This window comes from Acidovorax delafieldii (assembly GCF_007993815.1).
Classification (GTDB): Bacteria; Pseudomonadota; Gammaproteobacteria; order Burkholderiales; family Burkholderiaceae_C; genus Acidovorax; species Acidovorax delafieldii.
The window spans coordinates 190596-212766 of record NZ_VJWE01000013.1; the positions used below are offsets into that span (position 1 = coordinate 190596).

Annotated in this window: 22 protein-coding genes; 3 read left to right on the forward strand and 19 right to left on the reverse strand. The window is 60.6% G+C overall.

Annotated features, from left to right (window positions below; genetic code table 11):
- Genes ATF69_RS12955 through ATF69_RS13010 form a run of 12 tightly spaced genes read right to left on the reverse strand, consistent with a single transcriptional unit; the run spans position 1 to position 13302 of the window.
- Positions 1-621 (reverse strand): pseudaminic acid biosynthesis-associated methylase, encoded by a 621-nt coding sequence (locus tag ATF69_RS12955; protein ID WP_146871221.1) that lies wholly within the window; start codon positions 619-621, stop codon positions 1-3.
- Positions 618-1373: a cytidylyltransferase domain-containing protein gene (locus ATF69_RS12960; protein WP_146871222.1), complete on the reverse strand. Its 756-nt coding sequence runs from the start codon at positions 1371-1373 to the stop codon at positions 618-620. The genes ATF69_RS12955 and ATF69_RS12960 overlap by 4 nt, the downstream gene beginning before the upstream one ends.
- Positions 1370-2545 (reverse strand): UDP-4-amino-4,6-dideoxy-N-acetyl-beta-L-altrosamine transaminase, encoded by a 1176-nt coding sequence (gene pseC, locus ATF69_RS12965; protein ID WP_056747626.1) that lies wholly within the window; start codon positions 2543-2545, stop codon positions 1370-1372. The genes ATF69_RS12960 and pseC overlap by 4 nt, the downstream gene beginning before the upstream one ends.
- A gap of 13 nt (positions 2546-2558) precedes the next feature.
- Positions 2559-3557 (reverse strand): UDP-N-acetylglucosamine 4,6-dehydratase (inverting), encoded by a 999-nt coding sequence (gene pseB / locus ATF69_RS12970; RefSeq protein ID WP_146871223.1) that lies wholly within the window; start codon positions 3555-3557, stop codon positions 2559-2561.
- A gap of 45 nt (positions 3558-3602) precedes the next feature.
- Positions 3603-5645, reverse strand: coding sequence for an N-acetyl sugar amidotransferase (locus tag ATF69_RS12975; protein ID WP_056747624.1), 2043 nt, complete (start codon positions 5643-5645; stop codon positions 3603-3605).
- A gap of 6 nt (positions 5646-5651) precedes the next feature.
- Entirely contained in the window at positions 5652-6287 is a 636-nt protein-coding gene (gene hisH, locus ATF69_RS12980; RefSeq protein WP_146871224.1) for an imidazole glycerol phosphate synthase subunit HisH, read from the reverse strand.
- A gap of 36 nt (positions 6288-6323) precedes the next feature.
- Positions 6324-7334 carry a class I SAM-dependent methyltransferase gene (locus tag ATF69_RS12985; protein WP_056747623.1) on the reverse strand — a complete coding sequence of 337 codons (1011 nt, stop codon included), beginning with the start codon at positions 7332-7334 and terminating at the stop codon, positions 6324-6326.
- Positions 7331-8599 carry a glycosyltransferase family protein gene (locus ATF69_RS12990; protein ID WP_146871225.1) on the reverse strand — a complete coding sequence of 423 codons (1269 nt, stop codon included), beginning with the start codon at positions 8597-8599 and terminating at the stop codon, positions 7331-7333. Before ATF69_RS12990 ends, ATF69_RS12985 begins: the two co-directional genes overlap by 4 nt.
- Positions 8593-10374, reverse strand: coding sequence for an asparagine synthase (glutamine-hydrolyzing) (gene asnB / locus ATF69_RS12995; RefSeq protein ID WP_146871226.1), 1782 nt, complete (start codon positions 10372-10374; stop codon positions 8593-8595). The genes ATF69_RS12990 and asnB overlap by 7 nt, the downstream gene beginning before the upstream one ends.
- A 3-nt stretch (positions 10375-10377) precedes the next feature.
- A complete protein-coding gene (locus ATF69_RS13000) occupies positions 10378-10920 on the reverse strand; it encodes a sugar transferase (RefSeq protein WP_146871227.1) in 543 nt (180 codons plus the stop codon).
- A gap of 8 nt (positions 10921-10928) precedes the next feature.
- A complete protein-coding gene (locus ATF69_RS13005) occupies positions 10929-11762 on the reverse strand; it encodes an aldolase/citrate lyase family protein (RefSeq protein ID WP_146871228.1) in 834 nt (277 codons plus the stop codon).
- A 13-nt stretch (positions 11763-11775) separates the two neighbouring features.
- Positions 11776-13302, reverse strand: coding sequence for a lipid II flippase MurJ (locus tag ATF69_RS13010; protein WP_146871229.1), 1527 nt, complete (start codon positions 13300-13302; stop codon positions 11776-11778).
- A gap of 119 nt (positions 13303-13421) precedes the next feature.
- Between ATF69_RS13010 and lysS the strand changes: the two genes are divergently transcribed.
- The 3 genes from lysS (at position 13422) to ATF69_RS13025 (ending at position 16795) form a co-directional block, all read left to right on the forward strand.
- Positions 13422-14966 carry a lysine--tRNA ligase gene (lysS, locus tag ATF69_RS13015; protein ID WP_146871230.1) on the forward strand — a complete coding sequence of 515 codons (1545 nt, stop codon included), beginning with the start codon at positions 13422-13424 and terminating at the stop codon, positions 14964-14966.
- 72 nt (positions 14967-15038) lie between these two features.
- Positions 15039-16073, forward strand: a complete 1035-nt coding sequence (locus ATF69_RS13020; protein ID WP_146871231.1) for a GGDEF domain-containing response regulator — start codon at positions 15039-15041, stop codon at positions 16071-16073.
- A 62-nt stretch (positions 16074-16135) separates the two neighbouring features.
- Positions 16136-16795 (forward strand): mechanosensitive ion channel family protein, encoded by a 660-nt coding sequence (locus ATF69_RS13025; RefSeq protein WP_146871334.1) that lies wholly within the window; start codon positions 16136-16138, stop codon positions 16793-16795.
- A gap of 61 nt (positions 16796-16856) precedes the next feature.
- Here the strand turns inward: ATF69_RS13025 and nagZ are convergent, their stop codons facing one another.
- From nagZ to ATF69_RS13060, 7 genes are all read right to left on the reverse strand, one after another.
- Entirely contained in the window at positions 16857-17948 is a 1092-nt protein-coding gene (nagZ, locus tag ATF69_RS13030; protein ID WP_146871232.1) for a beta-N-acetylhexosaminidase, read from the reverse strand.
- Positions 17949-18011: 63 nt separating this feature from the next.
- Positions 18012-18419, reverse strand: a complete 408-nt coding sequence (gene acpS / locus ATF69_RS13035) for a holo-ACP synthase (RefSeq protein WP_056747600.1) — start codon at positions 18417-18419, stop codon at positions 18012-18014.
- A gap of 58 nt (positions 18420-18477) precedes the next feature.
- Complete coding sequence (locus ATF69_RS13040; protein ID WP_146871233.1) at positions 18478-19260, reverse strand: pyridoxine 5'-phosphate synthase; 783 nt, start codon at positions 19258-19260, stop codon at positions 18478-18480.
- Positions 19257-20021, reverse strand: a complete 765-nt coding sequence (gene recO, locus ATF69_RS13045) for a DNA repair protein RecO (RefSeq protein WP_056061385.1) — start codon at positions 20019-20021, stop codon at positions 19257-19259. Before recO ends, ATF69_RS13040 begins: the two co-directional genes overlap by 4 nt.
- 91 nt (positions 20022-20112) lie before the next feature.
- Positions 20113-21117, reverse strand: coding sequence for a GTPase Era (gene era, locus ATF69_RS13050; protein ID WP_146871234.1), 1005 nt, complete (start codon positions 21115-21117; stop codon positions 20113-20115).
- Positions 21114-21797, reverse strand: coding sequence for a ribonuclease III (gene rnc, locus ATF69_RS13055; protein ID WP_146871235.1), 684 nt, complete (start codon positions 21795-21797; stop codon positions 21114-21116). The genes era and rnc overlap by 4 nt, the downstream gene beginning before the upstream one ends.
- Positions 21798-22160 carry a DUF4845 domain-containing protein gene (locus ATF69_RS13060; RefSeq protein ID WP_056747597.1) on the reverse strand — a complete coding sequence of 121 codons (363 nt, stop codon included), beginning with the start codon at positions 22158-22160 and terminating at the stop codon, positions 21798-21800.
- Positions 22161-22171: the final 11 nt, after the last annotated feature.

The following is a 22171-nucleotide window of genomic DNA, read 5'->3' on the forward strand; positions in this document are numbered from 1 at the left end:
TCAACGCTTTTCCATCAAGAACCAAGTGATGTCGTCCTGCGGAAAGCTGGGGTCGCGGCGGTAGGCAAAGCCGTAATCCACTAGTTGCAATTGCGGGTGGCGATCCATGATCTCGCCCGCAAAGTCGCGCTTGAACAGACGGTCGTCGTGGCCACGATAGGGAATGGCCACCGGCACCGGGTTGTAGTACTCAGCTACCAGAAGATAGCGACCGCAGGCGGCGAACAGCTTGTCGTACACCTGGGGGAGCACCTCCTGGTTGATGTGGATGAGCACACCTTTGACAAGGGTCAGGTCCCATTGGCGCATAGGCACGAAGTCCAAGATAGACGTGTTATAGACTTTTGCCGACGGGATGACCTCGCCCAGTTGGTTCGCGGCCGCGGCGTTGATCTCTATGGCGTAGGCGTCAATGCCAGGGTGCAGCAGCTTAAGTGCCCTGAGGTTCATGCCGATGTTCGCGCCGAATTCGATACAGCTGCGAAAGCCGCTGGCCTGACGCAGGGCCTTGCCGAAGAAATCGAGGTTGGAGGCGAGCAGCGCATCGCCCTGGTTGCGCCGGATGTACTCGGTGCCGAAATCGCCGGCCCAGAAGGCTTCCTGCTCAGTCTTGAAGGTCATGGGTTATTCTTGACGGTCTGGGTTTCGTTCGCTGGCTTCTGCATGATGTGCTGGTTGAGCGCGATCCAGTCGGGGTGCTGGTCCAACAGTGTCAACACGTCGGCCTGATTGAAATAGGGCTTGGTCGGCATCAAGTGGTCGAACAAACGACTGACGAGCGCATAGTCCTCGGGGGTATCCACAGTCCAGCGATGCTGGCTCAGGTCCACAGGGCTGGCAACATTGCACAGGCGGTAACGCTCGGGGCGCCAGTAGAGAAATGGCGTGACGTGCTCACGCTCGGCCGCTTGGGTGGCTTCTTCATGGGCCTGAGCCAGCACAGCCTCGCTAAACACCTCCACAGCCATGCCGTATGGCCAGGTTGGCGGCAGCATATTGGAGACGTAGTCGCCGCAGCCCTCTTCATAGGCGTTGATCACCCGGTCGATCAACGCCGGGTCGATCAGCGGACAATCGGAGGTGACGCGCACAACCGTGTCGGCGCCGTGCAGTCGTGCAGCGTCGGCATAACGGGAAAGCACGTCGTGTTCGAGCCCCCGATGGCAGGAAACGCCCAGCTGCGCGCACAGCCCAGCGATCGGATCGTCGGTCACGTTGGTGGTGCTGGCAACGACGATACCGTCGGCGCGCTGCACTCGGCGCAGCCGCTCGACTAGCCGCGTGAGCATAGGTTCGCTAGCCAAGGGCAGCAGCACCTTGCCCGGCAGTCGGGTCGAGGTCATGCGCGCCTGGACGATGATCAGTGTGGTCATGCCTGCAAGGCCGCTGTCAGCGCCGCCACCACACGGTCCTGTTGAACATCTGTCAGGGATGGGTAAAGCGGGATTGAAAGGGCTTGTACAGCATAGGCCTCGGCGGCCGGGAACTGGCCAGGCTGAAAGCCCAGGCCGCGATAGTACGGCTGCAGCGGAATCGGTTCGTAGTGCACATTGACACCGATGCCAGCCTCGCGCATACGAGTGAACACGGTGGCGCGGTCGGCCACGCCAAGGCCCGGCAGCAGCTCCACCACGTAGAGGTGCCAGGACGAATGGGCAGTCGAGCCCGGGCCGGGCACGCGGGCCGGCCGCCGCAGGGGCAGCTTAGCCAGCAATTGGTCGTAGCGTTCGGCCAGACGTTCGCGGGCGGCTTGGAAGCTGTCGATGCGCTGTAGCTGCGAGTGGCCCAGGGCGGCCTGGATGTCCGTCATCCGATAGTTGAAGCCCAGGCTGTGCTGTTCGTAGTGCCAAGCACCCGTTTCAGGGTGATCCATCTCACACACCTCACGCGTGATGCCGTGCGACCGAAGCAGCTGTAGACTGCGCGCCAGCGCAGCGTCCTGCGTGGTCACCATGCCGCCTTCACCGGTGGTCACGATCTTGACCGGATGGAAGCTGAACACGCTGGCGTCGGCATATGCGCTCCCAATAGGCTGGCCGTTGTAAAGGGCGCCCACAGAGTGGGACGCATCTTCCAGGACCTTGAAACCGTAACGGTCCGCCAACGCTCGCATGGGCACGAGGTCGCAGGGCAAGCCGCCGAAATGCACCGGAATCACTATGGCGGGCAGGCGGCCGTCGCGTTCGGCCTGTTCCAGTCTCACAGCCAAGCCCGCCACACTCATGTTCCGGGTGACGGGGTCGATGTCCACGAAGTCCACATCTGCACCGCAGTACAGCGCGCTGTTGGCCGAGGCAACGAAGGTATTCGGGCTGGTCCACACGGTCTTACCTGGACCTGCACCTAGAGCAAGGCAGGCGATGTGCAAGCCGGCGGTGGCGTTGGACACGGCCACCGCGTGAGCTACACAGTGCCGCTGCGCGAAAGCCTGCTCAAACCTTGGCACAGCTGGGCCCTGGGTCAACCAACCCGAGGTCAGAGCCTCGCGCACTGCTGCCAAGTCGTCTTCATTGATCGACTGTGTGGCGTAGGGGATGAAGTCCATGACGCTGCCCGGATCAGATGCGGCCGATCTTGTCCTGGTGCTGGGCGATCCAGGCCTGCAGGGCGGACACGTCCATCCACTCGGTGTTATTGTCACTGGCGTAGGTGAAGCCTGCGGGCACGCGCCGCCCGTCCTTAATACGCTTGAAGTCCTCGTGCCAGCTGTGAATGGCGGGCAGTATCTTGAAGTGCTCCGGGTATTCATAAGTGTAGTAGGCGTCTTCCGGACTGATCATCTGTTCATGCAGTTTCTCGCCAGGACGGATACCCACGATCTCGTGCTGTGCTTCAGGGTCGACCGCCAGGGCGATATCGGTCACCTTCATCGACGGGATCTTCTTGACATAGATCTCGCCGCCCTCCATGTCCTCGAATGCGTGCCAGACCAGCTCCACGCCCTGTTCAAGGCTGATCATGAAGCGGGTCATGCGCGCGTCGGTCACTGGCAAAGATCCTTTACCCTTCTGTGTCAGGAAGAATGGAATGACCGAACCGCGCGAACCCATGACATTTCCGTAGCGCACTACCGAGAACTTGCATCCATCGACACCAGCGTAGGAATTCCCTGCAACGAACAACTTATCAGAAGCGAGCTTGGTCGCTCCGTAGAGATTCACTGGGCTGCTGGCCTTGTCGGTGGACAGGGCCACCACACCCTTGACCCGCCGGTCAATACATGCATCGATCACGTTCATAGCACCATTCACGTTAGTTTTGACGCATTCGAACGGGTTGTACTCTGCTGTGGGTACGATCTTGGTGGCGGCGGCGTGAACCACGTAATCCACCCCATCCAGCGCCCGGTACATGCGCTCGCGGTCGCGTACGTCGCCGATAAAAAAGCGCACTCGTTCGTCACCCCGGAACAACTTGGCCATTTCCCACTGCTTCATCTCGTCGCGCGAGTAAACGATGAGCTTGCGAGGGTTGTAGCGCGCCAGGGTCATGGGCACGAAAGTGTGGCCGAACGATCCGGTGCCGCCGGTGATGAGTATGGTGGACTGGTTCAGCATGTCCTGAGAGCGGATTAAAGTGGAAAAAAATGCCTAGCGATTCACCTAGTCACTGAGCTCGTGTCTCCTCCAGCCACCATCAAACCACCATACCCGCGGGTCCCGGAAGGTGTCAGCGATAGCATCGAAGGTGGTTTCATCCATACCCACGTAATTCAGCCAGCGCTGCACATCAAACGGCTTGACCGGGTCGTGATGCCGAGCCAACGCAATGCCTTCAGCGCGCGATAGTACGCCACTGCGGATGTCTTTGGATGCGTGATCTGTACAGCGGCCATAACCGAACTTCACGTATTTCATGTAGTCGTGCGCGCCGTTCTCGTGCATGTCGTCTAGGTTGGACGCTCGGCGGTAGGTGCGTTCAAACGGCGTGTTGCCTGCCTCAAAACCGTACAACTCAGAAGCCAGTTTACTGTTAGCGTTACCGTCCCATGGTACATAGTTAGAGAGGTAGATACCCTTGAGGTTGAGGTCAAAAAGCTCTTGATCACTGGGGTACTGGTAAGGCACCATGTCAGCCGCCGTGATGTCTTCGAAGCCCACCATGTAGTTCCACTCGTAGCCGCGGCCAAAATGCTCAAGGCGATTGCGGTAGCTCCACTCAACAAAGTCGTTCATGGAGAACTGCCCGCACAAGTCGGCATAGCCGTGCTCACCCCAAACTACCAAAGGAATCTTATGCAACGCAGCGATTTTCATTGGCAGTGTGGCGATACCCATATGGCCGTGCCAGTTCATATCCCCCATAATCTGGAAGCCTAGGCGATTGAGCTTTTTCAGCAGGGTCACACTGGGTTTGTAGATGATGTGATCTACATCGAACACCTCGGCCATGCGCCGCAAGTTGTATTCGCCCTCTGGGGTGTAGTTGTTGCCGTAATACGTTACCAAGAGCGGTTTGTAGCCCAACACGTTCTTTACGTAGTGAGTCTGGAAGTAGCTATCCTTGCCACCTGAGACGCCAATGACGCAGTCGTGCCGCGTTCCGTCGGATGAACGGGCTTGTTCAAAAATTCCTCGCAGGATTGTGCCGCGACGTTGCCATTCCGAGGCTCCGAAATCGGTCTTCATCTGCGCCATCTGGCAACCCGTGCACAACCCCTTGGCGTCGTACTCCATGGGTGTGGCACTCAGTGATGGATACAGACATTGTGTGCACCAGCGCATCTTTCGTTCACGCGGATCCTGCGCCGCTGCGAAAAGACCTTGGCGCGCATGGCTCATCCGCATCTCGAGTTTGGCTTTTTCAATTTGAAAGTCGTATTGCGGTTCACGCGTAAACCACTTGTTGGCGAGTTGCACGGGCCGCATGGCAACCCCCGCATCGATGCAAGTTTTTTTGGCGTGCGGGTAAGCCAGCTCATAGAAGTTGAAGATGTTGGCTGCAGCTGCGGCACTGGCGCCGGCTTCATTCAAAGCGGGCACGAAGTCAGCGTATGTGCCGACACCACCGCAAGCAATCACGGGGATCGATACTGACGTTGTAACCGCCTGAACCAATGCAAGGTCATAGCCGGTGCCAGCACCATCGCGGTCCACAGAGTTGAGCACGATCTCGCCCGCGCCCCGTTGTTCACACTCGCGTGCCCACGCCAATGGATCAAGCCCAGTCGGCGTTCTACCGCCGTCGATCATCACTTCCAAGCGACCATCGCGATGGCGAAGCACGTCGATGCTTACCACCACGGCCTGGGCACCAAATGCCCTCGAGGCCTCAGTCAGCAGTGCAGGGTTGCGCACCGCCTCGGAGTTGATGACGCATTTGTCTGCACCTGCAGCAAAGCGTTCGCGCATAGCCTCGATATCTCGAATGCCGCCTCCCACCGCCAGCGGCATGAAGCACAGTTTGGCGATCTCAGGAAGCAAGCCCAGCAGGGTGGTGCCTTGGTATTGCACCTGGAGGTCGTCGCGACGCAGGTCATGGCGGTCTTCGGTAGAGATATCGAGCAAGATCAGCTCATCAACGTTCCAGTTGGAGAGCCGACGCACCGTGTGCATAGGGTTACCGATGCTTTGATGGATACTGAACAGTTGGCTACGTACTATCAGTCCGTTCTTGAGCAGTAGCACCGGGATGAGGCGTTTCATGTTCGATCAGCGGAAGTGACAAACTAGTGCGTGAAGGAGGTCCAAGCCGGGCTCCTGGCTTTTCTCAGGGTGAAACTGAGTCCCCAGCACTCGACCCCGAGCCACAATGCTGGCGATGTCTTCTTCAGCAAAACGCGATGTGCCGATGCAGTGAGAAGGCGACTTCACCTCAAAGTGGTAGCTATGCACATGGTAGAAATTAGCGCCGTCGAGAACGGCTGGTAGCATTGCCGTTGAATACTCGTTCAAATGAACCGTGCGCCAGCCTACATTTGGCACGCGATGGTCTGGCAGCTTTTCTCGCAACCTGACCACCTGCCCTGGGATCAGTCCCAAACCTGGATGTTCGCCATGCTCCTGGCTGGAATCTCCGAGCAGCTGCATGCCCAAACAGAACCCTACAACGGGACGCTGGCGCTCTAAAGCATGGTGTTGAATCACCTCCGCCAGCCCGCTTTGAAACAAGCGTCGCGAAGCCTCTGCAAATGAGCCTACACCCGGCAGTACCAGCAGGTCAGCCTGCGCTATCGCGGCTGCATCGCGTGCAACTATCACCCGCGCGCCCACCAAATTCAGAGCTTGGGTCACTGACAATATATTCTGGATTTGCAAGTCCACCAAAGTAACTACGCGTTGGGGCATCGAAGACCTGTTCGTGTGACTGGATATGGTAGTTGCTCAAATTGGCTTGCGCGCCAAGACCCAGAGATTTGAGGAAAGCCCTTGCGCTATCAGATAGTCTTGGAACGCTTGGCCATGCTGCTCCCATCCGTCAAGCAACACCCTCTTCAAAAACGGCTGATGGCTCAGGTCGAATGAACCTTCGAGCACCTTGTTGCGCACCAATTCGGCATCCAGCAAACCCGGGGTGAACGACTCTAGTACGTCCAAGCCAACGCGCCGCAGCATTTTTTCAAGCGATGCGGCATTGAAGTAGTTCAGATGCTCATGATCAACCGTATCGCTCACAGGGCCAAGTGTCTCGATGTCAAAGCCTTGTCCATTGGGGCAGGTCAGCAACAGCAGCCCGCCAGGGCGCAGCAAGCGAACCATCTGCAGGGCAAAGTCCAGGGGGCTAAACAGGTGTTCGATAACTTCGAAGCTGGCGACTACGTCGAACAAGTCCGTAGACTGCAGAGTGACCTCCTCGATCGGCATTTCGAGCACTTCAATGCCACGCTCTCGGCAACTGATGGCAAGCCCTGGTGTCGGCTCGACAGCCACGACTCGCTTGAAAACGTTTCGCGACATGAGCTCAGCACAGAAAGTACCGAATCCCGCACCGACTTCCAGTAGTGAGTCCGTCCGGGTCTGGTGCCGGGCGCATATCTCCAGCAAGCGATTGACCCGAGGCACAAAAATCCGAGTCCTCCGCGAAACCTCCGATGCAGGGAAGATGTGGGCATTCCAGTACGCGTAGTTTGGAGAGTCGCGGTAAAACCAAGCCAAAACTTCAGCTGTAGGCCGGGGTGAGACATAGAGAGTTTGGCAATCTTCACACCGAACGTACCGTAGTCCATTTTTGCTGTACTGCGCTGTACGTCGATGAACGCCACACGCTGGGCAATCCACCTCAACGAATTCACTGTAGCGCGTGAGAAGACGACCCACGTCGGTAAGTGCTGCGACCTTCTGGCCCGTCATCAAATTTTTCGGGCGAATTTCTTCCTCAGTCAGTTTTGTCGTCATGGAGAGTTCAAAAGTTGTAGAGCCAGCTCGGCAATGCGGGGTGTAGCAGGCCCTTGAGGGACAGACACAGGGCGGTCAGCAGCTGGCGCTGGGCGATTGTTGAGCATGGTTGCAATCTCGTCGAGGCTGTTTACCAACTCACTGGGGCCAAGACTCCCCAAGTCGAAGTCGGCACTCTGAACCCAGGCGGAAAACCCAAGGTGGAGTACGCGCTTACCGAGCACGGCCGCTTGCAGTCCAACCGTACTAACTTGGTGGATCACCGTATCAGCTGCTTGCAGCAAGGGGGCAATCGGATCCACCCTCGGGATACTCAAGTGCACACATTCCTGCGGTGCTAGGCGCGCAAACTCGTGATACTGAGCCGGGTGGTAGCGAACGATCAGACCGGTCTGAGGCGTATTCTTGACCCAGGCTCGCAGAGCTTGCTCTACGGCCAGGCCAAAAGCAGCGCCGGGAAAAGTCGCGTGATCCGGCTCAAGTATCCCGGCCCAAAGCACTATGTGAAATCCTTCCCAGCCCAACTTCGCCCTCAGAGCTCGACCCTGCTCCACAGCGCAAGGGTCAAAAAGTTCGTCGAAATCGGGGCTACCGGTCACAAACACCTGATTAGATGCGAGGCCGTGGGCAAGGAATCTCTCACGCACCTCTGTGGCGATGACAGTAATGCACCGGGCATGCACAGGTCTGTAGAGAAAGGGGTCAGACTCTGGCGCAAACAAATCAACCATCGTGAGCGTTGGGATACCACGACTAACTGCGGAACGAATCGCTGCCTCCTCGGATCGAGGCGTGCTGGTAGCCACGACTAGGCCGGGCTGCAGAGCATCCAGCACCCGCCCCATGAAATCGACCGGCATGAACCCTTGGCGACCCCTCTGCTGATACCGCAGGCGGGCGGCCACCTCACCTTCGGCATCAACCCATTGCAAGAAGTTGATACCCAAGTAGCAACGCGTTTCCTCCAAATCGACTTCGGGATGTGTGTTGCCGACCAGCAGGCGATCTCCCCACGATAGTGCCTCCTCCATTCGAGGACCTAGCAGGGGCAGGAAATCCCGATAGCCCATAGGTTCAAGTCCCAGCTGCCGAGCCTTCGGATAGCCAATCGTGAGTGCCATCAACAAACACTCAACGCCCTGTCGTCGCAACTCGCGAACCACTGGCGCAATTTTGGCGATGTGGCCAGCGCCATAGCTAACAAAAAAAGCCCTTCGCCGCGGATCGCGCGTGCGGAAGCGCGGCAGAGTCTGCGAGTTCAGCATGCAGTACTCCAAATTTCTAACGCGGCCAGCGCACGTAGCTCCCGAGTGAAGTTACCTTGGCCGTCCCTATGCCGATCCAACATACAGCCCAATATTGTGGGATCGAACAATCGTCCGATTACTTCACTGCCCTGCAGGGTCTGACGCAACCAGCCATGCAACTCGCCTTGGAACCAATCACCGATGGGCACAGTGAACATTTGCTTCTTGCGGTACGCCAATTCGTTACCTATCAGCGGTGCAGCCGCCCGCTTCAACCAATGCTTTTTGTCGCCCCGCGCCGATAGCTTGGTCGCGCCGCGCGAGCGAAAGGCGAACTGCATCATCCGCCAGTCCAGGAATGGTGTGCGCGCCTCAATACTCGCAGCCATACCCATCCGGTCGGGCTTGACAAGGTTGTTACCGCTCAGTAGCAGCTGCATATCTAAGTAGAGCGCCTGGTTGATACGGTCAAAATGGCATGCCTCTTCGAACCAGGGTTGGGCCGCAGCAGTGAAGCTGTCGACGCCAGCCAGTTGCGCGCGCACTTCTGACCGATACAGCGCGGTCTTGGCCTTGGGAGTGAATAGCGAAATACTGTCAAAGTAACTGCGCTCAAACGCGGTTTGCGGCAAAGTCAGTGCATCTGGCTGCGCGAAGAACTGGGCATATTTGTCGTAACCAGCAAATAGTTCGTCGCCGCCGTCACCTGTCAGCACCACCTTGACCTGCTTCGCCGCGAGTTCGCTCACGCGCAGGGTGGGCATGAAAGAAGCATCACCATGCGGCTGGTCCAGGTGATGCAGTGCGCGGGGCCACTGCGCCAACATATTCAATTCGGCAACTTCCATCGTATGGTCACAACCAAAACGCTGGGCGGCCTGTAGAGCGAAGGCCGACTCGTCGTAGCGCAAGTCTTCAAAGCCTATACAAAAGGTTTTGACCGGCTCCCGCACGTGGCGCGCCATCAGTCCGACGATGGTGCTCGAATCGACCCCACCCGAAAGGAAAGCGCCAAAGGGTACGTCGGCACGCAAGCGGATGCGGGTGGCGTCGTCGAGCAAAGCCATGAACTCATCGGACCAATCGCCAAACTCAAAGTCTTGCTCACGCTGGTCTGCCAGGCTCCACCAGCGCTGCGTCTGCACATGGCGGCCCCGCGTGTATTTGTGCCAGGTGCCAGGCATGACATGGCACACGCCTTCGTAGGCCGTCCACGGCGCAGGGACATAGTTGAACGTCAGGTAATGATGGATTGCTTCCAGGCACATACCAGGCTTGCGCCGAACGGCCGGCCACAGGGCCTTGGGCTCAGAGCCAAACAGCATACGTTGGCCGTCGTCGTACACAAACAGGGGCTTGACGCCGATGCGGTCGCGCGCCAGATACAACGCGTCTTCGCGCGCATCGTCGATGGCAATAGCGAACATACCGTTCAGGCGACTCAGGCAGGAGATGCCCTCGCGCTCGTACAGGCGCAGGATGACTTCGGTGTCCGACTGCGTGCGCAGACGCACGCCCTGGGAGCGCAGCTCGGCGGCCAACTCCAAGTGATTGAAGATTTCGCCGTTTTGCACCACGGCAACCAAGCCGTCGTCGCTGACAAAGGGCTGGTGACCGCCGCCTAGATCGATGATGGACAGCCGCCGGTTGCCGATAGCTACACCCCGCTGGGGCTGGTGGTGGATGCCTTCGTCGTCCGGTCCGCGGTGCACCAGCGCTTGCGCCATGCCGCGCAGGACTTTATCGTCCAACGACTGTTGTATGCGATCCCAGTAGCCAAAGATACCGCACATGGTTCAGTTCGCGCCCTGGCCGCCCAGGCGCTTGAATGTCCACCAGCAGATCTTCAGGTCGAGCCAGAGCGAAGCTTCGCGTGTGTAGCACAGGTCGGCTTCGAGCCGCTGCACCTCTGTCGAATCGGACCGGTACAGGGCCTGAGCCAGCCCTGTGATACCGGGTCGCACGCTGCAACGCTGCGCCCAATCAGCGTCGGTGTATAGGCTGCGCTGAGCGGGCACGTCGGGACGCGGGCCGACTAAGCTCATCTCACCCGTAAGCACATTAAATAGCTGAGGCAGTTCATCGATGCTGGTGCGGCGTATGAAGCGGCCAACGCGGGTGATGCGCGGATCATTTTCAGCGGTGAAATATGGCCCCATCTGAGCCGCATTCTTCACCATGCTGCGAAATTTGTACATGCCGAACTCTTGGCCATTCAGACCCAGGCGGGTCTGCCGGAAAAGAACCGGAAAACCCGTTTCTAAAGCAATCGCCAGCGCAGCCACCAACAGCAGCGGGCCCAGGACCAGCAGCGCCACCAAGGAAAGCACGATATCCACGCCGCGCTTCAATCCACTGCCTCTACAGTCCGCACGAACATGGACGTTGCAATAGAACGTATCACACTGCTGATACGTAGCCTGTCTGCAACGACCTGCTCTGCCGTACGCGTTGACAAGGTCTGCTCAGACTGCCGCAGGGCTTCAACCTCGGCCTCAAAGGTGTGCACGGCAGCCCCCGATTCGTCTGGTCGATGAAAAGTGCGCGACAAAATCACGCCTCGTGAGCCTAAGCGAACATGCTCAGCCAACACATCACGGCCCGGAAGCAGCCCTTCGTCCAATCGTGCGATGCCGCCAAAACCAAAGCGCAATCCATACGCATGAGCCTTGAGTGCCACGCCGTCCAGCAGCCCCTGCGCCAGGGGCTCGAACATGAATCTGCAGCCCAGCGACAGATGCAAGTCGTTCAGCCCCACGAACACTTCACACAGCCCCGGGGTATCCGCCCAAGCATCCAGTGAATGCAGTGCACCCGCCGTCTCCAGCAACGCAACGATAGGAGCCCGCCCTGCCACGATACGGCTGAAGGCACGCAACTCGTCGGGGGACTGGAACATGGGCAACATCACCGAGTCGGCACCTTGCGCCAGCACTGTGTCTAACTCCATGGCCGTGCCTTCGTGCAACGGGTTCACCCGCACCATCAACTGGGACCGCCGCAACTGAGCCTTGATACGACCTACATCCTCGGGTTGGTGCGTGCTGATGAACGTGTTACGTCCTGCCTGGCGCGCGGCCTTGCCATTCCTTTCCAGATCGACAAACAAGCGCATACCGGGCAGCGCATCGCAACGGCGCGCCAGATCTGGGTCATTGGTGATCTGTAGAAAATCCATCATGGTTGGGATCGGATTATGACCGCAGGGCTTGGCGCAATCCGGGGCCAACGAACCAACCAGACGCTATAACAAAGAGAGCAGCTACCACAGATAGAAGAAACGCTTGAACCTGTTTTGATCCAGAAATCGAAGAAGGCGTTGCTCCTGCAAGGCCAAGCCATTGCGTCACGGTCACCCAGGCCACCAGCATGAAAAAGGGCGACAGCAAGGCCCTCACCGGAACCCAGCGCCGCATGGCAGGAACGCCCAGCGCGCCCCAAGCCACCACCGCAGCACCAAGGAACCCCGCGTTCAGAGCCCACATCAACTGGTGCCCCGCCGTGTAACCCATGACTCCAGCAACGAGCACTATCGCCAGGGCGAGCGCATAGGCCAGCACTGCAAAACGCATGCGCCCTACGGTGGCCAAAATTGTCAAAGCTACTGCCAAAAGTGCTTGCGGCAACAAGCCCCAGGCACCCACACTACCCCAGGCTGCAATCTGCACCAAAGCTGAGGCTTGCATGCGCCCCCAGCCGAAGAGCACACTGGAGATAGCGGGAGCCCCCACCAACAACGCTGCTGCTGCTGCGCAGGCCAATGTCCAGGCCAATATCAGGGCGCCGCGTACGGCAGATGCCATCGCTTCCTCGTTTGAATTTTCAGAGTCGGTTTGCCTACCGTGGGCGTGGGCGATGGCGGGGAAAGCCAGCGACGCCACCAATTGGATCGCCAGAACCAACGGCAACTCCACCAGTTTCCATGCATAGTTGAAGGTAGCAAGAGCCCCCTCACCCGCGCCAGACGCGAAGGTACGCGCCACGAAGGGCAAGGTCAGTGGCAGACCGGCCCCCAAAACCGCCCATATCCAGATGCGCCAGCCGGGCAAAGGGCCAGGCGCGATGGAAGAAGAGGGCGGGGAGTTGCCATGGCGGTACAGCGGTCGCATGCGCCAGCCCTGCCACAGCAGCCTCATGAAGACCGCTACCAACAGAAAGACACCCAACGTTGGCACCGCCCCTTCGCCCGTCGCAGATCCACGCGTGCTCCAAAAGACCAGCGCTGTAATCAATACACCATTGACCACCAGGTTCGCGCTATACATGCCCAGGAAGTCCCTCTCATGCTGCAGCCGCGTTGCCCACAGACCCGCCAGCATGGCGGCTGGCAAGGCAAGAGCACTCCAAACCACCGCTTGACCGACTGAGCCCTCAAGGGAAAGCGATATTCCCGGCACCAGCAGAGGCCCCAATGAAGCATGGGTCGCCGTCATCACACTTGTAAGCAGGATGCTTCCCCACAGCAGATACCTGGCCACCCGATGTTGTGTGGCATTCTGCTGCGTGGCCGACTCTCTCGCCCAATGCGGCAGCAGAACATAGGCCAACGCACCGCTGACGAATACGCCCGCAAGCCAATCCGGCAGGGTCAACATGACGATGGCCACATCTGCCATGCCTGAGCTGCCAAAAGCAGCGGCCAATGCTGTTTCACGCAACACCCCCAATACGCGACTGACCAGCAGCAACAGCAGTGAGAGGAGGCCCGCTTTAAGAAACATGCGGCAAATTATCCGGGCTCAGACGGGTACAAGCACCCCACGGCACGTGCAAAAAACTAAAATCACAGGTTTTGGTTCGAATAACGCCTCTGAACGCCTCCATTTGCGGGCGGCTCTCCATGTCTGACACCACCACCACCCTCCCCCCCCAGGACGACAACCAGCTCATCGCCGAGCGCCGCGAAAAGCTCCGCGCTCTGCGCGAAGCCCAGGCCAACGGCGGTAGCGTTGCGTTCCCCAACAACTTCAAGCCCGGCCACAAGGCTGCCCAGTTGCACCTGGAACACAGCGCTGCCACGAACGAGTCTCTGGAAGCCACGCCGGTGAATGTGTCTGTAGCTGGCCGCATGATGCTCAAGCGGGTGATGGGCAAGGCCAGCTTCGCCACGATCCAGGATGGCTCGCTGGGCGAAGTGGGTGGGCGTATCCAGCTCTACGTGACCCGTGACGCTGTGGGCGAAGAGCTGTATGCGGCCTTCAAGCACTGGGATCTGGGCGACATCGTGGGTGCCGAAGGCTTGCTGATGAAGACCAAGACCGGCGAGCTGTCGGTCAAGGTGAACAGCCTGCGCCTGCTGACCAAGAGCCTGCGCCCGCTGCCCGACAAGTTCCACGGCATGGCCGACCAGGAGCAGAAGTACCGCCAGCGCTATGTGGACCTGATCACCGATGAGCAGGCCCGCAAGCGCTTCGTGGCCCGCAGCAAGGCCGTGAGCGGCCTGCGCGAGTTCATGGTGAGCCACGGCTTCCTCGAAGTCGAAACGCCCATGCTGCACCCCATCCCGGGCGGTGCCAATGCCAAGCCGTTTGTGACGCACCACAATGCTTTGGAGCAGGAGATGTACCTGCGCATCGCGCCCGAGCTGTACCTGAAGCGCCTGATCGTGGGCGGCTTCGAGCGCGTGTTCGAGATCAACCGCAGCTACCGCAACGAAGGTATCTCGGTGCGCCACAACCCCGAGTTCACCATGATGGAGTTCTACGCGGCGTACTGGAACTACCTGGACCTGATGGACTTCACCGAGACGCTGATCCGTGAAGTGGCGCTCAAGGCCACGGGCTCGCTGCAGATGACCTACCAGGGCCGCGCGGTGGACCTGACCCAGCCGTTTGCCCGCCTGACCATCCGTGAAGCCATCTTCCAGTACACCGAGGCCGGTGCCCATGTGGACGATGCCGCCTGGCTCATCAGCGCATTGAAGAAGCTGGGCATGACCGAAGAGAAGGACAAGCTCTCGACCCGCACGCTGGCCAGCCTGCAGGTGTTGTACTTTGAAGAAACGGTGGAAGACAAGCTGTGGCAGCCCACCTTCATCATGGAACATCCCACCGAAATTTCGCCCCTGGCGCGTGCCAACGACACCCGCCCCGAGGTGACCGAGCGCTTTGAGCTGTACATCACCGGCCGCGAGTTCGGCAACGGCTTCAGCGAGCTAAACGACGCCGAAGACCAGGCCGCACGCTTCCATGCCCAGGTGGCCGCCAAAGACAGTGGCGACGACGAAGCCATGTTCTACGATCACGACTTCGTGCGCGCATTGGAGTACGGCATGCCACCCACGGGGGGTTGCGGCATTGGTATTGACCGCCTCATGATGCTGCTGACTGACAGCCCCAGCATTCGCGACGTGATTCTGTTCCCTGCGCTGCGCCGCGAGTCCTGAGGCCTGATTTGCGTCGGAGGGCGGTCTGCGACTGCCCCCTCTACCGGTCACCAGGCACCAAGGAGACATACCGTGCCCTTCAGCTCCAGCAACGCGCCCTACCCTGCCAACGAGCCCCCGCCTTCGGGCAATGCTTTTTCGGTACTGGTGGTCGAAGACCAGGGGTCCGTGCGCGCGGCGCTGGTGGCCGAACTGCGGCGGGCGGGGGTGTCAGACATCTTCGAGGCACCCGAGGGCCCGGCTGCGCTGCATCTGTTCAAGACCCACCGGCCCGATCTGGTGCTGCTGGACATCAAGCTGCCGGGCCAGGATGGCTACTGGGTGGCGCAGCAGATGCGTGAGAGCGAGGCGGGGGACTGGACGCCCATCATCTTCCTGTCGGGCCTGGACAACGAACTGGATGTGTGGCGCGGCATTGAGGTGGGGGGCGACGACTACCTGGTCAAACCCGTCAAGCCCATCGTGCTGATGGCCAAGCTGCGCGCCATGCGGCGGTTGCTGGACATGCGCCGACGGCTGGTGTCGATGTCGGCCGAGTTGCATGTCGCCAACCAGCGGCTCAACGAGATGGTGGAAATCGATGCGCTCACGGGCCTCGTCAACCGCCGCGGGTTTGACCGCATCCTGCACAACGAGATCCTGGCCGCGCGACGCGACGGCACGCCGCTCACGCTGATGCTGTGCGATCTGGACCACTTCAAGCTTTTCAACGACGCCAGCGGCCACGTGCAAGGAGACGCCTGCCTGAAAGAGGTGGGCCGCCTGTTGCGCGAGGTCTGTGTGCGCCCCCGGGACGTGGCCTCGCGCTACGGGGGGGAAGAGTTCGCACTCATCCTGCCCAACACGCCCCGCTCCGGCGCCATGACCTTTGCACGCGCCCTGGGGCAGCTGCTCAAGGTGCGTGCCATTGCACACGCAGACTCCCCACTGGGCGACACACTGACCCTGTCGGGTGGCATCACCACCTGCGTGCCCGACGACAGCACCAACGCCGAGAGCATGATCATGCGGGCCGACCAGGCGCTCTATGCCGCCAAGGCCCAGGGCCGCAACCGCTTCTTCAGTTTTGAAATGCAAATGGACACCGTGGAGCAATTGCGCAATTGAGTTTCTTCCACTTCTTCTCGTTCGACGCGACCGAACGCAACGCCCGTACCGCCGTCTCCCGCATGCAAGTTCTGAAAACCCGACTGCCCGAGTGGATGCAGGACTGGCTTGAGGTCATCATCCCTGGATCGCAGATCCTGCTGATTCTGTTTGTCGCCTGGCTGTTGCAGCGCACACTGAGGCGCCTGGTGCGCCGTGCCAGCGCCCACTACCAGTTGCCCAATGAACTGCTGGTGCCCATCAACGGCCTGATCCGCTGGCTCATCATTGCCAGCGCCGTGCTGCTGGTGCTGGAGCGCATGGGGGTGTCCGCCACGGTGCTCTGGACCGCCTTCACCGGTTTTGCCACTGTGGGTGCCGTCGCGTTCTTCGCAGCCTGGAGCGTGCTGTCCAACCTGTTTTGTGCGCTGCTGATCTTCACCGTGCGGCCCTTCAAGATCGGCGACTACATCGAGGTGCTGGACACCGCAGAGAAGCCTGGCGCCAAGGGGCGCGTGGTGGACATCAACCTGCTTTACACCACGCTGGAAGACCACGGGGCAGCCACCGGTCACACGGCCTGGCTGCAGATTCCGAATGCGCTGGTGTTCCAGCGCGTGGTGCGCAGGTTTCAGGGGGTACCGCCGCCCCCTGCCCCGCCTGCGACCACTGCGGATGCGATAGCCAATGCCTCACCGGCCGCACCGACACCTGTGACGCCAGGGCCCTTCAACACGCCCTAGCGGGTAACACACTCGGCACCGCAAGGGGTGGCGCCGTACCGGACACACCACCACGCGCAGGTCAAGGCAACAGGTCCAGCGCCTGCAGGTAGGCAGGCTGGTACATCAGTTCATCCCAGGCTTGCGGCAGGGTTTCGGGCAGCAGCGCCAGGCGGCGGGATTCGCTGTCCACACTGGGTTGCCAGCGCCCCTGGTTGCGGGCGTTGTCGAGGCCCGTGATGAGTTCGTCCACCGCCTTGCCATCGCCCACGCTCTGGTTGCACAGCAGCACCAGGTCGCAACCCGCTTCCAACGCCGCCACGGCGGCATCGGTGTAGCTGACCACCTGGCCGTCCAGGCGGCGGGCACCTTCCATGCTGAGGTCGTCGCTGAAGATCGCGCCATCAAAACGCATCTCTCGGCGCAGGATGTCTTGCAGCCAGCGCTGCGAGAAACCGGCGGGGCGGTTGTCCACCTTGGGGTAGATCACATGGGCCGGCATCACACTGGTGAGCGTGCTGCTGAGCCAGGGGTAAGGCGCCGCATCGTCGGCCAGGATGGCCTTGAGGCTGCGCTTGTCTACAGGTACCTCGGTGTGCGAGTCCGCCTTGACAAAGCCGTGGCCAGGGAAGTGCTTGCCGCAGTTGGCCATGCCCGCCTGCAGCAGGCCGTGCATGAGGCTCTTGGCCAGCAGCGCCACCACACGGGGGTCGCGGTGGAAAGACCGGTCTCCGATCACTCCGCTTTCGCCCCAATCCAGGTCGAGCACGGGCGTGAAGCTGAAGTCCACACCGCAGGCGCGCAATTCGGTACCCAGCACATAACCCGCCGCCGTGGCCGCATTGGTGGCGCGCAGGGCGCCGCTGCCGGGCACAGCCTTGGCGCCCTTGCCGTCATCCATCCACATCTCCCCCAGCGCACGCATGGGCGGCAGGTGGGTGAAACCATCGGTGCGAAAACGCTGCACGCGGCCGCCTTCGTGGTCCACACAGATCAACAGGTCGTCGCGCACGGCCTTGATGCTGCTGGTGAGCTGCAGCAGCTGTGCGCGGTTTTCCCAGTTGCGGGCAAACAGGATGACACCACCCGTGAGTGGGTGCGCCAGGCGGCGGCGGTCATCGGCATTGAGGGTGGTGCCAGCGACGTCGAGGATCAGGGGTGCGTGTTCAGTCATGGGACGTTTCAAGGGTCAATTGCTACTCAATTGATAGCTATCAGCACATATGAATCATGCGCTTCAAGGTAATTTGGTTTGGATTTTTTCTACCACACAGAAGCTGGCGGCGTAGTCGGTTTCGTCGGTCACGCTCAGGTGCGCCTGCAAGCCTTGGGCCTCAAACCATTCCTTGAGCGCGCCGTGTAGCACGATGACAGGCTGGCCGCTGCGTAGCTTGGCGACCTCGCAATGGCGCCAGGTCATCGGCATGCGCATGCCCAGACCGATCGCCTTGCTGAAAGCCTCCTTGGCCGAGAACCGGGTGGCAAGGTAGCGCAAACCCCGGTCGGGCCAGCGCGCGCTGCGTTCACGCCAGGTGGCCAGTTCGCCCTCGGCCAGCACCTTTTCAGCAAAGCGATCGCCGTGGCGCGCCAGGCTGGCCGCGATGCGGCGCACGTCGCAGATGTCGGTGCCGATGCCGTAGATCATGAAATTTCAATCAAAATGGCTAGAAGCGCTAGTGAAACATGCTTCTGCAGCTATCAAATCAGGAGTTCCCAGCGCCCAAAAAGCCCTGGGCAATGCAGTCCAGGTACGCCTGCACGGTTGCGGCGTAGCCCAGCTCCAGCGCATCAGCAATCAGCGCATGGCCAATCGAGACCTCCAGAACGCCCGGCACTTCGCGCACAAAAGCCGCAAGGTTGTCCCGGTTGAGGTCATGGCCAGCGTTGACGCCCAATCCGACGTCCAGCGCGGCCTGGGCGGCTGCGGCATAGCGTTTGAGCTCGGCCGCCTGCTGCGCCGAGCCCCAGGCGGCGGCATAGGGCTCGGTGTACAGCTCCACCCGGTCGGCTCCCACGGCCTTGGCCGCTGCCATTTGCTCGGGGACCGGGTCCATGAAGAGGCTCACGCGCACACCCAGTGCCTTGCATTCAGCCACCAGCGGCGCCAGGCGCTCGGCATCTTGCGGAAAGCTCCAGCCGTGGTCGCTGGTGAACTGGTCCTCGCTGTCGGGCACAAAAGTCGCCTGCTGGGGGCGCACCTGGCGAATGAAGTCCATCAGGTTCTGCGACGGGTTGCCCTCGATGTTGTATTCGCGGTCGGGCCATGCCTTCATCAGGGTTGCCAGCTCATGCACGTCCTGGCTGCGGATGTGGCGTTCGTCGGGCCGGGGGTGCACCGTGATGCCCTGCGCACCCGCTTGCAGGCACAACTCGGCCGCGCGGGTGACGCTGGGAATGCCCAGGTGTCGCGTGTTGCGCACCAAGGCCACCTTGTTGACATTGACGGACAAGGCGGTGCGCAGGGGAGAGTGAGAGGATGGATTCATAGGGCCTGCAAATCAATCATGAGCTGGCGGGTGCGCAGCGTCGGGCTGCCGCAATGGTATTGCAGCAGGGCACGCAGCTGCGGCTTGAGTTCAGTCGCCACGGGGGCACATGCGCGCAAGGTGGCGGTGTAGCTGGCCACGTCATCCAGGCCATGCTGCAGGGCCCGCCACTGGCTGCCCAGCAGGCCTGCGCGGTCCGCTGCCGACGCGGCACGCAAGCCGCCTTCGGGCACCAGGGTGTAGCGGGTGCCCGGCTCCAGGGGGGCGAAGGTCATGGTCTGCACGTCCAGTCCCGGCAAGAGGCCGATCTCGCGCAGGAGCAGCAGCTCAAAACTGCGCAGCACCGCCTCGAGCGCATCGCCATGCTCACTGGCCAGCACGCGCACCACTCCTGCATAGGCATCAAACAATGCCGGGTGCGGGTCTGCCCTCGCCAGCAGGCGCAGCAGCAGTTCATTGAGGTACATGCCCGACAGCAAGGCATCTCCCGTGGGCATCACATGCCCCCCCACCCATTCGGCGCCCTTGAGCGTGTGGATGTCCGCATGGCCATCGCCCGTGAGCGTGTAGGTCACCAGCAAGGGCTGCAGCGGCAGCAGCACCGGGCGGAAGTTGGAGCTGGGCTTCTTGGCCCCTTTGGCCACGAGTGCGGTCCGCCCTTGCTGGCGGCAGAAGACTTCCAGGATCAGGCTGGATTCGCTCCAGTCGTAGCTGTGCAGCACGAACGCAGGTTCATCAGAAATGCGCTTGGCTACGGCCACGGTGCTGCGGGGATGAATGGTACGGAGGGATCGCCCGTGACGCCTGCTGCGGGGTGTGCGCGCAGGAAGACGGGGAAGTCAGCTTTCGGGGTTATTCGTAGCCGAAGGAGCGGACCCGGGCTTCGTCATCGGCCCAGCCGGAGCGGACCTTGACCCACAGCTCCAGGAACACCTTGGCGTCCATGAGCTTTTCCAGCTCCTGGCGGGCCTCGGTGCCAATGCGCTTCAGGCGCTCGCCCTTGTCGCCAATGACCATCATCTTGTGGTTGTCACGCTCCACCACGATGGTGGCGGCAATCTTGACCAGGCGTTTGTGCTGCTTGCTCTTTTCCTCATCGAACTTGTCGATGACCACGGTCGAGGTGTAGGGCAGTTCGTCGCCCGTGAAGCGAAACAGCTTCTCGCGCACGGTTTCAGAGGCCAGGAACTTCTCGCTGCGGTCGGTCAGTTCATCCTCGCCATACCACCAGGCCTGCTCGGGCAGGTATTTGGCGCAGATGCCAAACAAACGCTCGATGTCGCCCTTGTTCTTGGCCGACATGGGCACGAACTCGGCAAACGGGTGGCGCTCCTGCATGCTCTTGAGCCAGGGAGCCAGCTCGGCACGGCGGTGCACCATGTCCAGCTTGTTGGCCACCAGCAGCGTGGGAATGCCCGGCTTGAACAGCGAAAGCACCTTGGCATCCGCCAGCGTGAAGTTGCCGGCTTCCACCACAAAAAGGATCAGGTCCACGTCGCCAATCGCGCCCATCACAGTCTTGTTCAGCGACTTGTTGAGTGCGGTGGCGTGCCGGGTCTGGAAGCCAGGGGTGTCCACAAAAATGAACTGCGTCTGGTCCAGGGTGCGAATGCCCGTGATGCGGTGGCGCGTGGTCTGCGCCTTGCGCGAGGTGATGCTGATCTTTTGCCCCACCAGGGCATTGAGCAGGGTGGACTTGCCCACGTTGGGCTTGCCAACAATGGCGATCACACCACAGCGTTGGCCGGGCACAGCCGCCGGAGCCCCCGCAGCAGCCAGCATGGCTTCCAGATCGTTTTGCACCGGGGCGCTTTCAGCACCCTGGTCAGGAGCTACATCTTTGGTAGCGTCATTCATAAATTCTTTGCTTTCAATGTGGCCAGCATGGCCGCGGCGGCGGCTTGCTCGCCTGCCCTGCGGGAACCGCCGATGCCACGCTCGGTCAGGCCCAGTTCGGGAATATCGCACTCGACGTCAAAGGTCTGGCGGTGGGCCGCACCCACCGTCGCGACCACCTTGTACTGCGGCAGCCTCATTTTGCGGCCCTGGAGCCACTCCTGCAACGCGGTTTTGGCGTCCTTGGATGCTGCCTGCATCTGCGGGTTGATCTCCACGCCCTGGAAAAGACGGTGCACCAGCGCTTCTGCGCTGGCGTAACCGGCATCCAGATACACCGCGCCAATCAGGGCCTCCAACGCGTCCGCCAGGATGGAGGGGCGCTGCTGCCCCCCTGATTTCGCCTCCCCCTCTCCGAGGCGCAGTACCTCTGAGACTTTGAGTCGCACCGCCAACTGGTGCAACGTGTCCTGCTTGACCAGATTGGCCCGCACCCGCGACAAGTCACCCTCGGGCAAGGCAGACAAACGCTGGTACAGCAGGCTGGCCACCGCCAGGTTCAAAACCGAGTCGCCGAGAAATTCAAGCCGCTCGTTATGGTCCGCAGAGAAACTGCGGTGTGTGGTGGCACGCTGGAGCAGCGAAGGATCGGCAAACACATGCTGCAGGCGATCCTGCAGAGCTAAAAGACCGGGCTGCACCTAGTTGGTCTGCGCATCAAAGCGGTAGACCAGATAGGCTGGGCCCGCCAGGGGAATCTCGCGCGAGTATTTGAACGACACCACCACCTTGTCGCCTCGCTTCGTTACCTCAAGGTCCGACCCCTTGATGGATTTGATGTCGTCAATGGCCGCAGCACGATCAAACGCAGCGCGCACCCCGGGCACCGTACTCTCCACCTTGGCCTTCTCAATGGCCTTTTTCGCCGAAGCGAACTCTAGGAAGATCGGAACTGATTGACCTCCGATAGCAAAAGCCGCCACAGCGATCAGCCCCACAAAAATCAGCCCGAAAAACGACAGCCCGCGTTGGCTTGAGCGGCTTGCAGTGCGATATGTTTTCATCAATGACCCCC

Coding starts and splice junctions, on each gene's coding strand:
- pseB (WP_146871223.1), bottom strand. CDS start 3,557: ATGCTGAACCAGTCCACCATACTCATCACCGGCGGCACCGGATCGTTC.
- nagZ (WP_146871232.1), bottom strand. CDS start 17,948: ATGACTGAACACGCACCCCTGATCCTCGACGTCGCTGGCACCACCCTC.
- ATF69_RS12960 (WP_146871222.1), bottom strand. CDS start 1,373: ATGACCACACTGATCATCGTCCAGGCGCGCATGACCTCGACCCGACTG.
- ATF69_RS12990 (WP_146871225.1), bottom strand. CDS start 8,599: ATGCTGAACTCGCAGACTCTGCCGCGCTTCCGCACGCGCGATCCGCGG.
- ATF69_RS13025 (WP_146871334.1), top strand. CDS start 16,136: ATGCAAGTTCTGAAAACCCGACTGCCCGAGTGGATGCAGGACTGGCTT.
- ATF69_RS13060 (WP_056747597.1), bottom strand. CDS start 22,160: ATGAAAACATATCGCACTGCAAGCCGCTCAAGCCAACGCGGGCTGTCG.
- ATF69_RS13005 (WP_146871228.1), bottom strand. CDS start 11,762: ATGATGGATTTTCTACAGATCACCAATGACCCAGATCTGGCGCGCCGT.
- ATF69_RS13010 (WP_146871229.1), bottom strand. CDS start 13,302: ATGTTTCTTAAAGCGGGCCTCCTCTCACTGCTGTTGCTGCTGGTCAGT.
- ATF69_RS12955 (WP_146871221.1), bottom strand. CDS start 621: ATGACCTTCAAGACTGAGCAGGAAGCCTTCTGGGCCGGCGATTTCGGC.
- ATF69_RS13040 (WP_146871233.1), bottom strand. CDS start 19,260: ATGAATCCATCCTCTCACTCTCCCCTGCGCACCGCCTTGTCCGTCAAT.
- hisH (WP_146871224.1), bottom strand. CDS start 6,287: ATGCCCCAACGCGTAGTTACTTTGGTGGACTTGCAAATCCAGAATATA.
- acpS (WP_056747600.1), bottom strand. CDS start 18,419: ATGATCTACGGCATCGGCACCGACATCTGCGACGTGCGCCGCATCGCG.
- pseC (WP_056747626.1), bottom strand. CDS start 2,545: ATGGACTTCATCCCCTACGCCACACAGTCGATCAATGAAGACGACTTG.
- asnB (WP_146871226.1), bottom strand. CDS start 10,374: ATGTGCGGTATCTTTGGCTACTGGGATCGCATACAACAGTCGTTGGAC.
- ATF69_RS12975 (WP_056747624.1), bottom strand. CDS start 5,645: ATGAAACGCCTCATCCCGGTGCTACTGCTCAAGAACGGACTGATAGTA.
- ATF69_RS12985 (WP_056747623.1), bottom strand. CDS start 7,334: ATGACGACAAAACTGACTGAGGAAGAAATTCGCCCGAAAAATTTGATG.
- lysS (WP_146871230.1), top strand. CDS start 13,422: ATGTCTGACACCACCACCACCCTCCCCCCCCAGGACGACAACCAGCTC.
- era (WP_146871234.1), bottom strand. CDS start 21,117: ATGAATGACGCTACCAAAGATGTAGCTCCTGACCAGGGTGCTGAAAGC.